Genomic DNA, 12,830 nt, shown 5'->3' with positions numbered 1-12,830 from the left:
ATCGGGGGAAGCTGGGAGGTATGGTGCGAAACCCAGAGCAGACGCAGCCCCCCGTGCCCGAGCCGGACCCGGTGCCCGCGCCGTTCCCACCGCTGCCGGAGCCCGGGCCGGTCCCGCGGCCGGTGCCGCCCGTGCCCGCGCCCTTCCCCGAGCCCGACCCGGTACCCCCGCCGCCCGGGCCCGCGCCCGTACCGCAGCCCGGGCCGCTGAGCTGAGCCGAGGGGCCGCCGCGCGCGTCAGTCCGTACGGACCTCGGAGCGGTCGCCGCTCCAGAGGGTGTGGAACGAGCCCTCGCGGTCGGTGCGGCGGTAGGTGTGCGCCCCGAAGAAGTCGCGCTGGCCCTGGGTGAGGGCGGCGGGCAGCCGCTCCGCGCGCAGGGCGTCGTAGTACGCCAGCGAGGCCGCGAAGGCCGGGACCGGGATGCCGCCCCGTACCGCCGCCACCAGGACCTCGCGCCAGTCGTTCTGCGCCGCGCCGGTCTCCCGCGCGAAGTGCTCGTCCGCCAGCAGGCTCGGCAGGCCGGGCCGGGCGTCGTAGGCCGCGCGGATCCGGTCCAGGAAGGCCGCCCGGATGATGCAGCCGCCGCGCCACAGCGAGGCCACCGCGCCCAGGTCCACGTTCCAGCCGTACTCGGTGCTGCCGGCCTGGATCTGGTGGAAGCCCTGCGTGTACGAGACGATCTTCGAGGCGTACAGGGCCTGCTCCACCTGCGCGGCGAAGGCGTCCGCGGCCTCGCCGGAGAGCGGGGCGGCGGCCGGGCCGGCCAGCTCGCGGGCGGCGCCGCGCAGTTCGCCGTGGCCCGAGACCGCGCGGGCGAACACGGCCTCCGCGATGCCCGAGACGGGCACGCCCAGGTCCAGGGCGATCTGCACGGTCCAGCGGCCGGTGCCCTTCTGCTCGGCGGCGTCGGCGACGACGTCCACGAACGGGCGGCCGGTGGTGGCGTCCGTGTGCGCGAGCACCTCGGCGGTGATCTCCATCAGGTAGGAGTCGAGGCGGCCGCCGTTCCAGGCGCGGAAGGTCTCGGCGATCTTCGCGGGGGAGTAGCCGGCCACCTCGCGCAGCAGGTGGTAGGCCTCGGCGATGAGCTGCATGTCGGCGTACTCGATGCCGTTGTGCACCATCTTGACGAAGTGTCCGGCGCCGTCGGGGCCCACGTGCGACACGCACGGGGTGCCGTCGGCGGCCTTGGCCGAGATCTTCTCCAGCAGCGGACCGAGGGAGGCGTAGGACTCGGCCGGACCGCCCGGCATGATGCTCGGGCCGAGCAGCGCGCCCTCCTCGCCGCCCGAGATGCCCGCGCCCACGAAGTGGAGCCCCTGCTCGCGCAGTTCGCGCTCACGGCGGCGGGTGTCCTCGAAGTGCGCGTTGCCGCCGTCGATGATGACGTCGCCCGGCTCCAGCAGCGGGGCGAACTCGCGGATCACGGCGTCGGTCGGCTCCCCGGCCTTCACCATGACGATCAGCCGGCGCGGGCGCTCCAGCGCCTCCACGAACTCCTGCGCGGACTCGGCCGCGACGAAGGAACCCTCGTGGCCGAACTCCTCCACCAGGGCCTTGGTCTTGGCGGCGGTGCGGTTGTGGACGGCGACGGTGAAGCCGTTGCGGGCGAAGTTCCGGGCCAGGTTGCTGCCCATCACCGCGAGTCCGGTGACACCGATCTGGGCGGTGCTGCTGCTCATGCGTGCGCTCCTGCGTGCCTCGATGTGCGGGGAGTGCCGACGCTACATCGGCACGGATCACAACGGCTCCGATGATCTCGACGAGGCCTCAACTTCTCCTGGAGGACGGCTGGTTGTGGCCCTTGTCAGCGATTCCGGGCGGCGTTAGGTTGTGCGGTTCCTGATGTCTTCGAGGGGGCTCCCCATGGGTGTACGGGGCCGGCACCGCCGGTACCAGCCGAGCAGCATCAACCGGGCCTCGCTCGCCGTCACCGCCGGTGGCGCGGGGCTCGCCCTGCCCCTGATAGGAGCGGGGGCCGCACAGGCGGCCTCCGTGGACACCTGGAACGACGTCGCGGCCTGCGAGTCGACCGGGAACTGGCACGTCAACACCGGCAACGGCTACTACGGCGGACTCCAGTTCAGCCAGAGCACCTGGCGGGACTTCGGCGGCACCGCCTATGCCGCCCGCGCCGACCTGGCCACCAAGGACCAGCAGATCGCCGTCGCCGAGAAGGTGCTCAAGGGGCAGGGCCCGAAGGCGTGGCCCGCCTGCGGGCCGAAGGCCGGACTGAGCCGCAGCGGCCCCGCCCCGGCCGTCGACGCGAAGACGCCCACCAAGGCGTCGGCGAAGCCGGCGTCCACGGCGTCCACGAAGCCGGCCCCGACCCCGACCGCCTCCGCGACGCCCTTCGTGAAGCCCTCGGCGACGCCGCAGCCCCAGGCGCCCAAGGACGAGATCCGGCCGACCAAGGCCACCACCCCGGTACCGGTCACCGCGCCCCGCCCGACCGGTACGTCCGTCCTGCCCAACCCGTACGTGGTCGCCCCCGGGGACTCGCTGTCGGCGATCGCCACCGACCAGCGGGTGGAGGGCGGCTGGCAGGCCCTCTACGAGACCAACCGGTCCACCGTCGGGGCCAACCCCAACCTGATCCTCCCCGGCCAGCGGCTCACCCTGCGGATCACCACCGCCCCGGTGGCCCCGCCCGCGCAGAACCCGGAGAAGCCGCCGCGCACGGCCGAGCCGGTCAAGCCGGTGGAACCGGCAGCGCCGAAGCCGGAGCAGACGAAGCCGGAGCAGGCCACGCCCGCCCCGGCCAAACCCGCCCCGACCACGCCCGCCCCGAAGCCGGACCAGCCCAAGCCCGAACAGACGAAGCCGACCCAGAAGCCGAAGCCCGAGACCGGCAAGACGCCCGAGCAGACGAAGCCGAAGCCGAAGCCCGAGCAGGCCTCATCGACGGACCAGAAGCCCGCCTCGGGAGGGTTCACCTCCCCGGTCGACGCCGCCCTCGGCACCGCCTACCGCGTCGCGGGATCCTCCTGGTCCAGCGGCTACCACACGGGCGTCGACTTCCCGGTGCCGACCGGCACCAGCATCAAGGCCGTCGGCCCCGGCACCGTCGAGTCGGCCGGCTGGGCGGGGGCGTACGGCTACCAGGTCGTCATCAAGCATGCCGACGGCCGCTACTCCCAGTACGCCCACCTCTCCGCGCTCGGGGTCAAGGCCGGGCAGCAGGTCTCCGGCGGCCAGCGGATCGGCCGCTCCGGCTCGACCGGCAACAGCAGCGGCCCCCACCTGCACTTCGAGATGCGTTCGAGCCCCGGCTACGGCTCCGACATCGACCCCCTGAAGTACCTCCGGGGCAAGGGCGTCGGCATCTGACCCCCGCACGTGCGGCGGCACGGTCGTGAGCAGGATCAGGCCGGCCGCCGCCAGTACGGCACTCGCGAGCGCCGCCAGGGTGCCCGCGGTGCCGTACCGGAAGCCCTCGTCGAACAGGGAGATCCCCACCGCCGCCGCGACCACCGGGTTGACCACGGTCACCGTGGCCAGCGGCGCGGTCAGCCCGGCGCCCCGGTAGGCCGCCTGGGAGAGGAGGAGACCGCCGCCCGCCAGGACGGCGATCGCCGCCAGGTCGGGCGCGAGCGTGCCCAGCGCCCCCGGGTCGAAGCTCTCCGCCACCGCCTTGGTGAACACCGAGGCCATCCCGAAGACCGTCCCGGCGGCCGCCGCCAGCAGCACACTGCGCAGCACCACCCGGTGGACCTGGTGCGCCGCGAGGAACAGCACCGCGACCCCGGCCGCCGTCACCGTCAGCAGCAGGCTCCGCTCGCCGCCCTCCAGGGCCTGGCGTCCCCCACCGTCCCCGCCGGTCAGCGCGAGCAGCCCGGCCAGGCCCACGGTGGCCATCAGCGCACCGCGCCAGGCCTCCGCGCCCGCCCGGCGGCGTACGAGGACGGCCGCCATGGGCAGCGCGAACACGATGGTCAGCGCCCCCAGCGGCTGGACCAGGCTGAGCGGCCCGTACGCCAGCGCGAGCACGTGCAGCAGGGCCCCCAGGCCGTTGAGCCCGACCGCCGCCCACCACCCCGCCCGGCGCAGCGGGGCCCAGGCGCGGTCGGGGGAGCTCGCCGCGACGTGTTCCTGGACGATCGCGCCGCCCGCGTACGCGACGGCGGACACCAGACAGAGCAGAACCGACAGGGCTAGGGCACTCATGAAATCCACCATGCCCCACCCCGGCGGGCTATTCATCCGTCCGGAGTCTCCTTGATCGGTCCCCGAGTAGTCCTCGTGGCATACACCAGCGGGAGCACACGCTTTTCGGCCGACAGTCGAATTCCGGCCACCCCGTTCGCCGCCCCGCCCACCGCCTCACCGGCCCCCCGTGGCCGTGTCACGGAGCGTACGGAGCGTCACGAACCCATCCAGACCGTGACACCTCGCTCGCGGTGGGTGAGGCGCACGGGAACGGGTTTGGTCCCGGGCGTGTCGGCTCCGTACAGTGGCCGTTTTGGGGAGTTCCGCAGCAGGCGGACGCGGACCATTGAACGAGGAACGGCAGCGGCCATGACGGTGACCGAAGACAGCCAGGAAAACGGGTACGCCTACGGGCCCGGCATCGACCCCGAGCGCCTCGCCCTCTGTCTCAGCGTGATCGACGAGCTCGACAAGCTCGACGTCGACCACCCGGACGCCATCACCGTACGCCGTGCCACCGCCGGCCTCTACCGCACGGTCAAGCAGCGCCGCCGCCAGGAGCGCCGCGCCGCCAAGACCGCCAACGACAAGGCCGTCACCGAGGCGACCGCGACCGGCTCCGCCGAGCGCATCGACGACGAGACCGAGGGCATCCTGCCCTCCTCGGTCACCGAGGCCGGCCGGATCGCCGGAATACTGCAGCGCCCGCGCTCCTGCTACATCTGCAAGACGCGGTACGTCGAGGTCGACTACTTCTACCACCAGCTCTGCCAGGAGTGCGCCGCCCAGAACCGGGCCAAGCGCGAGGCCCGCGCCGACCTCACCGGCAAGCGCGCGCTGCTCACCGGCGGCCGGGCCAAGATCGGTATGTACATCGCGCTGCGGCTGCTGCGCGACGGTGCCCACACCACGGTCACCACCCGCTTCCCCAAGGACGCCATCCGCCGCTTCAAGGCGATGGAGGACTCGGCGGACTGGATGCACCGCCTGGAGGTCGTCGGCCTCGACCTGCGGGACCCGGGCCAGGCCGTGGCGCTCGCCGACCAGGTGGCCGAGGCCGGTCCGCTGGACATCCTCGTCAACAACGCGACGCAGACGGTGCGCCGCCTGCCCAGCGCGTACGCGGCGCTGGTCGAGGGGGAGAGCGCCCCGCTCCCCGCCGGCGAGCTCCCCGCCCACCACGTCATCGGCGCCTTCAACTCCGGTGCGGTCGACGGCCTGGCGGCGCTTCCCGTCGGCGTGAGCGGGCTCGAGGCGCAGAAGGTCGCCGACCTCGCCCTGGTCGCGGGCAACGCCAGCCTCGAACGGCACCTCGACGGCACCGCCATCGACGCCGGCGGCCTGCTCCCGGACGTCGTCGAGAGCAACACCTGGGTGCAGACCATCGACCAGATCTCCCCGGTGGAGCTGCTCGAAACCCAGCTGTGCAACTACACGTCGCCGTTCATCCTGATCAGCAAGCTCCGGCCGGCCATGGCCGAGGCCGCCCGGCGGGCGGCCAGCGGGCGTGCGTACGTCGTCAACGTCTCGGCGATGGAAGGCGTCTTCAGCCGCGGCTACAAGGGCGCGGGGCACCCGAACACCAATGCCGCCAAGGCGGCGATGAACATGGTGACGCGGACCAGCGGCCAGGAGATGTTCCAGACCGACCGCATCCTGATGACCTCGATCGACACCGGCTGGATCACCGACGAGCGCCCGCACTTCGACAAGCTGCGCCTCGCCGAGGAGGGCTTCCACGCCCCCCTCGACCTGGTCGACGGCGCCGCCCGCGTCTACGACCCGATCGTGCGCGGCGAGGCCGGCGAGGACCTGTTCGGCGTCTTCCTGAAGGACTACGCCCCCGCCAACTGGTAGGGACCCCCTCCGCGGAGGTCTTCCCTCCGTGGATGTCAGCCCCCGGGGCCGGTCACCCGTTCGGCCGGATCCCGGGGTGCGGGTCGTAGGCTCCGGCCGCGACCAGTTCCAGTACCGGACGCCAGTCCTCCACGATCCCGGCGTCCAGGCCCGTGACCCCGCCCGCTTCGGCGGCGCGGTGCAGGGCCTCCGCGTGCGGGTCGCCGTCCGGCCCGTCCGGGCGGAGCAGCCGCGCGACCCGGTCGCCCAGCAGCGGCCGGACCGCCTCGGCGGCGCGATCGCCGTCGGCGGGCAGTCCGTCCAGGCCGTGAATCAGCCCGGCCACCTGCAGTTCCTTGTCGAACGGGTGCGAGCGGCGCAGCAGCGCCGCCGTCTGGAGCCCGGCCCCTTCGTGCGCGTGCAGCAGCTCCATCAGCTCGTCGACACTGCCGACCGTGGGCACTCCTGGCCTCGCCACCGCCACTCCCTCCGTCGTCCGCGCTCACGCGCCGCCGCCGCGAGCAGTCGTCCCGAGCAGACAGTCCGGTTGGACACACCGGCGTACGACTTCCTGAACTCGCGGCGAAAACAAGCGGTCCAGCGTGGATTTTACCGTTCCATCGAGCGGGGTCCCGCTCATATGTGTACCCTGATGCCCAAGGAGGCCCCACCCGGGCCCCGCTCCACCATGGCGCCACCGCGTCCGGAAAACCTTCTATTTCCCTATCCGGCGCGCGGACGAGCCCGCCGGGTTACGCGACACAAGGGAGTGCGCGGTGACTGAAATGACGAAGCCCGAACAGACCATGGAGCGAAAGGGTCCGAGGGCGAACACGCGGTCCGACGAGCTCGGCAGCCTTGAGGTGTGGGCCCGTTCCGCGCCGATCCGGCTGGCCGGCTACGAGGACGACCTCGCGGAGCCCCACATCCTGCCCGGCATCGACTGACACCCACGGGCCCACCCCTCCGGGCCCGGCCTGCGCCCCCGCGCCGAACGGCGACGGGGGCGTGGTGTGCGTACGGTGCGGTGCCGTTCCCCTTCCTCTCCCCTCCGGCTCGCGGCTCCCGGTTCCCGTCCGGCGTACGCCCTGAGCGTCATCGCTGTGGGCGATCACCGCTTCCCCCTCCCGCCTGCGCCGGGCAGGGTCGAAGCATGAGACTGCTGATGCTGGGTGGGACCGAATTCGTCGGACGCGCGATCACCGAAGACGCCCTGGAGCGGGGCTGGGAGGTGACCGTCTTCCACCGGGGGCACCACGCGCCCCCGCCCGGGACCTCCGCCCTCCACGGGGACCGCACCGCCCCCGGCGGCCTGGCCGCCCTCGCCGAGGGGGAGTGGGACCTGGTCGTCGACACCTGGGGCGGCGCCCCGACCGCCGTGCGCGACAGCGCCCGCCTGCTGGCCGGACGGGCCGGCGGGTACGTGTACATCTCCAGCCGATCGGTGTACACCTACCCCGCGCCCGCCGGCCTCGCCGAGGACGGCCCGCTGGTGGACGGCTCGCCCGACGCCGATTCCACCGCCTACGCCGAGGACAAGCGGGGCGGCGAGCTCGCGGCGCTGGACGCCTTCGGCGACCGGGCCCTGCTGGTGCGCGCCGGACTGATCCTCGGCCCGTACGAGAACGTCGGCCGGCTGCCCTGGTGGCTGAACCGGACCGCCCGCGGCGGCCCCTTCGTGGCGCCCGGCTCCAGCGACCTGCCGCTCCAGTACATCGACGTGCGCGACCTCGCGCACTGGACCCTGGACGCCGCCGAGGCCGGGCGCGGCGGCGCGTACAACCTGGCGTCCCCGGCCGGCCACGCCACGATGGGCAGCTTCCTGGAGGCCTGCGTCGCGGCGACCGGAGCCGTGGCCGAGCCCCGCTGGATTCCCGCGGCGGCCATCGAGGAGGCCGGGATCGAGCCCTGGACCGAGCTTCCCGTCTGGATCCCGGAGGGCGAGATGACCGACTACATGTTCGGCGCCGACGTCACGAAGGCCCTGGAGGCAGGCCTGAGGTGCCGGCCCGTGCAGGAGACCGTCGCCGACACCTGGACCTGGCTCCAGTCACTCGGCGGCGTGGCCCCCCACCGGCCCGACCGGCCGGAGAAGGGCATCTCCGCGGAGCGGGAGGCGGCGCTACTCGGGCTCTGAACGGCGGGCCTGCGCGAGGTGGGTCGGCGGCATGTACTCGCGCAGCAGCCTCCGGTGCCACCAGGCGCCCGTCGCGCGGAGCTCCCGCCAGGTGGTGAACCGGTAGCGGTACAGCCGGGCCCGTACGAACTGCGGCGGGGCGTCCGGGAAGGGGTTGTGGCGCAGCAGCCGCAGCGTGTCCCGGTCGCCCGACAGCAGCCGCTCCACGAACGGCCCGAACCAGTCCCGGGCGTAGCCGGGGGAGAGCGCCGCGAACCACATCAGCCAGTCCAGGCGCAGGTGGTACGGGGCGAACTGGCGCGGGATCCGCCGGAGTTCCCCCGGCTTCCCCTTGAAGCCGTACTCCTTCCAGTCGCCGTCCTCCCGGGGCCGCCGGTCGGCGGTGCCCTCGACCACCACCTCGTCGCGGATCCGGCCGACCGTGCCGAAGGCCCCGTAGGTGTTCACCAGGTGCAGCGAGTCGAAGGACCGGTTCATCACCTGGCGCCGGGACACCATGTTGGTCACCGGATGCCGGCTGAGCACCAGCACGAGCGCCGTCACGGCGCACACCGCCGCCACGTACCAGACCGGCGCTCCGCGCGAGGCGGCGGCGGGCGGCGGCCCCGCGATCCCGGTGAAGTCGACGGCGGACAGGGCGAGCGTGATCGTCAGCCAGTTCAGCCAGGCGAAGTTCCCCGAGAGCACCAGCCACAGCTGGGTGGCCACCATGATCCCGGCGGCGTACGAGGCCACCGGCTGCGGGGTGAACAGCAGAACGGGCACCAGCAGTTGGGTCACGTGGTTCGCGGCGCACTCCACCCGGTGCAGGGGTCGGGGCAGGTGGTGGAAGAACCAGCTCAGCGGCCCCGGCATCGGCTGCGTCTCGTGGTGGAAGTACAGGCACGTCAGCTTGCGCCAGCACGCGTCGCCGCGCATCTTGATCAGCCCGGCGCCGAACTCCACCCGGAACAGCACCCACCGCAGCAGCCACAGCACCAGCACGGGCGGCCCCACGCGGGCGTTGCCGAGGAACACGGCCAGGAAACCGACCTCCAGCAGCAGCGACTCCCAGCCGAAGGAGTACCAGGTCTGGCCCACGTTGACGATGGAGAGGTACAGCAGCCACAGCACCGCCCACATGCCCATCGCCGCGCCCAGCGGCACCGCGTCCCCGGCCCCGGCGGCGAGGGCCGCCGCGAGGGCCGCCCCGGCCCAGGCGCAGCCGGCGAAGAGCCGGTCGGAGTAGCGCAGTTGGAACAGGCTCGGGGCGCGGCGGAAGGGCACGTACCGCACGTAGCGCGGGACGGGCAGCATGCCGTGGGCCCCGATCAGGGCCCGGAACTGCAGGGCGGCCCCGACGAAGGCGAAGACGTACACGCCGGCCAGGGCCCGCTGGAAGACCAGCCGGCCCAGCCAGTATCCGGGCGCCGTGAACCAGTCCATCCCCTCCAGTATCAGGCGGCGGCGGCCAGCGCGCGCAGGCGCCGGCCCAGCAGCCGGGCGTAGCCGCGCTGGAGGACGGGGACGAGCGGCCCCGCGAGGCGCGTGTACCAGGCGGCGGGGCGGCTGAAGGCGGTGACCTCGAACCACACCGTGCCGTCCTCGGCGAGTTCCACCAGGAAGGACTCCTCCCCGCTCTCGGGGTGCCCGCTCAGCGTGCCGTAGGCGAACCCGGCCCGGTCCGGCCCGTCCGGGGTCCAGATCACCTCGCACGGTACGCAGATCCGCAGCCGGCCGATCCCGAGCCCGATCTCCACCCGCGCCCCGGGCAGGGCATCCCCGTCCGCGCGCACGGTCGCCCCGGTCGCCCGGTGCATCCGGAAGGAGGACACCGCCGCCCCGGCCGCCTCGAAGGCCTCCCGGCCGTGGCCGATCCGGGTCCGGTGGTGCAGGTGGTGGTACCCGGCGGGCAGCGGGCGCTGCCGGGTCGCGCCGCGCTCGGCGTAGCTGAGGCTCGGCCGGCCGGTGCTGATGAGGCGGGTCATGGCGGGTCTCCGTTCGGGGGCCGGAAAGGGGGAGGCGGAGGGGAGTCGGTGGTTCAGCGGAGTACGGGGCGGGCGGCGGCTGGGGCCGGGGCGGGCCGGCCGGGCTCCCCGGTCAGGCGGCGCCAGGCCAGCAGCGAGCACAGGGCGAAGCCGAGCGCGTTGCCCAGGCCGTGGGTCGCGGCCATCCAGGTCAGGGTGGGGTGGACGATCCCGGTGGCCTCGCCGGCCGCCCACCACAGGGCGAGCAGCATGGTGGCCACCAGGACCGCGGCCGAGGTCGCGAGCAGCGCCCCGGTGGTCCGGTCGCGGGCGGCGGGCCGCAGGTCCCGCCAGGTGGTCAGCGCCACCGCCCACATCCCGGCGGTCAGCACCACCGCGCCCAGCAGTTCGGCCCAGTCGTCCACGAAGTAGCCCAGCAGGACGAGCAGGGTTCCCGCCGGGACGCTGTACGCCGCCCAGCGCGCGCCGGGCCGCCCCGGCGCCGCGCGGCACACCAGGCCGGCGACCAGGGCGGCCGTGAACCCGGCGAAGTGGAAGTGCGGGACGGTCAGGGCCAGGATGTCCAGCTCGAAGCCGAAGAGCCGGTATCCGGCCCGCTCGGCGACCAGGGCGGTCCCGGCGACCGAGGGCGCCGCGAGCGCGGTGAGAACCGCCACCTCGGGCGGCGCGAGCCGGGGGAGGCTCCCCGGCGAGGTCCGGGGGGCTCCGCGCAGCCGGGCCGCGGCCCGGGCCGCCAGGGCCAGCGTGGCCAGGGCGTAGAGTGCGGCGAGCGCGGTGGCGGTGGTTCCGCGCGGGAGCCACAGGCAGAGCGCCCCGGGGAGCGCGGCCAGGGGCCACAGCCGGGCGGTGCGGCGCAGCCCGGCCGGGTCGACGAGGCGCAGGCCCACGGGGACGACGTAGAGCATCCCCAGGGTGACGATCAGGTTCACGAGCACCGTCACGGTCCCACTCCTTTGAACGTGTTCAAGTCGTGGCCCGACCCTACGGGGTTCCTTGAACATGTTCAATACGCGAGTCCGCCCCCTCCGCGCCGCTCCACTTGCGGTGCCGTGGGACATGCGTCAGACAAGAGGGGAGCAACCGGGGCGAAAAGGGAGAGCAGTGTGAACGACGTGAACGACGTGCCCGCACAGACACCCCGTCAGACGTCGCGCCGTCACGTGCCGACCTGCGCGGCCCTCTTCGCCGTGGTCGGCCTCCTCGCCTCCGGGTGCACCGGCTCCGGCCCCGAACAGACCAAGGGCGCCGCCGCCGAGAGCCAGGAGCTCCACCTCCAGCCCGTCGGAGCCCCCGGCCCCGCCCCCTTCACCGCCTCCACCGCCACCGCCGAATCGGCCCCCGTACAGCCGCCGCTGCCCAACCGCAGCGGCCGCGGCATCCGCACCGTCGCGGCCGCCACCCCCGGCCTGTACGGGGGCACCAGCCGGCTCGGCAGCTGCGACGTGGAACGGCAGGTCAACTTCCTCACCACCGACGACGCCAAGTCCCGCGCCTTCGCCGAGGCCTCGGGCGTCGCCCCGGAGAAGGTCCCCGAGTTCCTGCGCGGGCTCACCCCGGTGGTCCTGCGCGCCGACACCCGCGTCACCGACCACGGCTTCCGCGACGGCCGGGCCGACGCCCACCAGGCCGTCCTCCAGGCGGGCTCGGCCGTCCTCGTCGACGCCCACGGCATGCCCAGGGTCCGCTGCGCCTGCGGCAATCCGCTGGGCTCGCCGCGCGCCGCCAAGGGCAAAGCGGTCCTCAAGGGCGACCAGTGGAACGGCTACCAGCCCAACCAGGTCATCGTCATCGAGCCGACCGCCCGGGCCCTGAGCAACCTCCTCATCGTCAACATCGCGGACAACACCTGGATCGAGCGCAGGGCCGGCGACGACGGCGCGCAGGACCGGCCCCCCAGGGTGGCGCCCCGCTTCGACCCCGCCGACGGCATCCCGGACGGCCCCGTGACCCCGGAGGCCCCGTCCGACCCCTGCGTCACCACGGACCCCAACAGCCTGGCCCGCACCACCCCGCCGGCCTCCCCGGCGCCGCCCGCCGGACCCCCGGCGGACCTGCCGCCCGAGGTTCCCTCGGACCTGCCGAACGGCGTACCGCCCGAGGCGGCCCCGGACCCCCTCGCCGGCCCGGCGTCGGACCTGATCCCGGACCTGCCGCTCGACGGCCCGGCGGGACCCGCGCCCGAGGCGCCGACGGACCTGACCATGGACGTGCCCATGGACCTGCCCATGGGCGTGCCGACGGACGTGCCCACGGACCTGCCCGCGGACCTGCCGACCGGCCTGCCGGCGGACCCGTCCGGCGACGCGCCGTCGGGTGTCCCGGCGCCCGCCGGCGGCCCGGCGGGAGTTCCGTACGACCTGCCCTCCGGCGTCCCCGCACCCGCGCCCGCCGCCCCGGCCCCCGGCACGGACGCCCCGTGCCCGCAGGACGGCGGCGGTGCCACCGAGACCGCCCCGGGCACACCCTCCGCCCCGCAGAACCCGCCCCGCCGGCCCCGCTCCGACCGTCCCTCCGAGGCCCCGACGGACCTCCCGCCGGGCACTTCGCCGGACACGCTCTCCGACCTGCCCCCGCTGGACCCCGCCGACCCCGGCTCGCCGCTCACCCCCGACGACGCGCCCCTGGACCCCTCGGCGCCCGTGGACCCGTACGGCTTCCCGGACCAGCAGCAGCCCACCGACGCGGGCCAGTACCTGGAGAGCGCCTGACCCGCCGCTGTGTCATGGTGGACCGGTGCCGAG

At 74.2% G+C, this 12,830-nt stretch carries 10 protein-coding genes and 1 pseudogene; 5 read left to right on the top strand and 6 right to left on the bottom strand.

Annotated elements, in window-relative coordinates:
* Positions 1 to 236: 236 nt before the first annotated feature.
* Positions 237 to 1,682, bottom strand: coding sequence for an NADP-dependent phosphogluconate dehydrogenase (gene gndA / locus OOK31_RS03585; protein WP_267010844.1), 1,446 nt, complete (start codon positions 1,680 to 1,682; stop codon positions 237 to 239).
* A gap of 184 nt (positions 1,683 to 1,866) precedes the next feature.
* Here gndA and OOK31_RS03580 point away from each other — a divergent pair, with 184 nt between their 5' ends.
* Complete coding sequence (locus OOK31_RS03580) at positions 1,867 to 3,330, top strand: transglycosylase family protein (RefSeq protein WP_267010843.1); 1,464 nt, start codon at positions 1,867 to 1,869, stop codon at positions 3,328 to 3,330.
* A 21-nt stretch (positions 3,331 to 3,351) separates the two neighbouring features.
* Here OOK31_RS03580 and OOK31_RS03575 read toward each other — a convergent pair.
* Positions 3,352 to 4,167: pseudogene (locus tag OOK31_RS03575) on the bottom strand (DMT family transporter); the annotation flags it as partial.
* A 351-nt stretch (positions 4,168 to 4,518) separates the two neighbouring features.
* Between OOK31_RS03575 and OOK31_RS03570 the strand changes: the two are divergent.
* The gene (locus tag OOK31_RS03570) at positions 4,519 to 6,006 is read left to right on the top strand and encodes an SDR family NAD(P)-dependent oxidoreductase (protein ID WP_267010842.1); all 1,488 of its coding nucleotides are present in this window, start codon (positions 4,519 to 4,521) and stop codon (positions 6,004 to 6,006) included.
* A 52-nt stretch (positions 6,007 to 6,058) separates the two neighbouring features.
* On the opposite strand, the gene OOK31_RS03565 is transcribed toward OOK31_RS03570, so the two are convergent.
* On the bottom strand, positions 6,059 to 6,463 hold the full coding sequence (locus OOK31_RS03565; protein WP_323188176.1) for a hypothetical protein: 405 nt from the start codon (positions 6,461 to 6,463) through the stop codon (positions 6,059 to 6,061).
* A 298-nt stretch (positions 6,464 to 6,761) separates the two neighbouring features.
* On the opposite strand from OOK31_RS03565, the gene OOK31_RS03560 reads away from it, so the two are divergent.
* Positions 6,762 to 6,932, top strand: coding sequence for a hypothetical protein (locus OOK31_RS03560; protein ID WP_267011877.1), 171 nt, complete (start codon positions 6,762 to 6,764; stop codon positions 6,930 to 6,932).
* A 206-nt stretch (positions 6,933 to 7,138) separates the two neighbouring features.
* The gene (locus OOK31_RS03555) at positions 7,139 to 8,122 is read left to right on the top strand and encodes an NAD-dependent epimerase/dehydratase family protein (protein WP_267010841.1); all 984 of its coding nucleotides are present in this window, start codon (positions 7,139 to 7,141) and stop codon (positions 8,120 to 8,122) included.
* Here OOK31_RS03555 and OOK31_RS03550 read toward each other — a convergent pair.
* The 3 genes from OOK31_RS03550 to OOK31_RS03540 are packed head-to-tail and all read right to left on the bottom strand — an operon-like array spanning position 8,108 to position 11,030.
* Positions 8,108 to 9,547 (bottom strand): lipase maturation factor family protein, encoded by a 1,440-nt coding sequence (locus tag OOK31_RS03550; RefSeq protein ID WP_267010840.1) that lies wholly within the window; start codon positions 9,545 to 9,547, stop codon positions 8,108 to 8,110. The genes OOK31_RS03555 and OOK31_RS03550 overlap by 15 nt on opposite strands.
* Positions 9,548 to 9,558: 11 nt before the next feature.
* Positions 9,559 to 10,089: a DUF1990 family protein gene (locus OOK31_RS03545; RefSeq protein ID WP_267010839.1), complete on the bottom strand. Its 531-nt coding sequence runs from the start codon at positions 10,087 to 10,089 to the stop codon at positions 9,559 to 9,561.
* A 53-nt stretch (positions 10,090 to 10,142) separates the two neighbouring features.
* Positions 10,143 to 11,030, bottom strand: coding sequence for a YndJ family protein (locus OOK31_RS03540; RefSeq protein ID WP_267010838.1), 888 nt, complete (start codon positions 11,028 to 11,030; stop codon positions 10,143 to 10,145).
* A 162-nt stretch (positions 11,031 to 11,192) separates the two neighbouring features.
* On the opposite strand from OOK31_RS03540, the gene OOK31_RS03535 reads away from it, so the two are divergent.
* Positions 11,193 to 12,797, top strand: a complete 1,605-nt coding sequence (locus OOK31_RS03535; protein ID WP_267010837.1) for a DUF6777 domain-containing protein — start codon at positions 11,193 to 11,195, stop codon at positions 12,795 to 12,797.
* Positions 12,798 to 12,830 lie beyond the last annotated feature (33 nt).

The sequence above is a fragment of the Streptomyces sp. NBC_00249 genome, from assembly GCF_026342355.1.
Classification (GTDB): Bacteria; Actinomycetota; Actinomycetes; order Streptomycetales; family Streptomycetaceae; genus Streptomyces.
This window is presented reverse-complemented; position numbering and strand designations above follow the sequence as displayed.

Coding starts and splice junctions, on each gene's coding strand:
- gndA (WP_267010844.1), bottom strand. CDS start 1,682: ATGAGCAGCAGCACCGCCCAGATCGGTGTCACCGGACTCGCGGTGATG.
- OOK31_RS03580 (WP_267010843.1), top strand. CDS start 1,867: ATGGGTGTACGGGGCCGGCACCGCCGGTACCAGCCGAGCAGCATCAAC.
- OOK31_RS03570 (WP_267010842.1), top strand. CDS start 4,519: ATGACGGTGACCGAAGACAGCCAGGAAAACGGGTACGCCTACGGGCCC.
- OOK31_RS03555 (WP_267010841.1), top strand. CDS start 7,139: ATGAGACTGCTGATGCTGGGTGGGACCGAATTCGTCGGACGCGCGATC.
- OOK31_RS03550 (WP_267010840.1), bottom strand. CDS start 9,547: ATGGACTGGTTCACGGCGCCCGGATACTGGCTGGGCCGGCTGGTCTTC.
- OOK31_RS03545 (WP_267010839.1), bottom strand. CDS start 10,089: ATGACCCGCCTCATCAGCACCGGCCGGCCGAGCCTCAGCTACGCCGAG.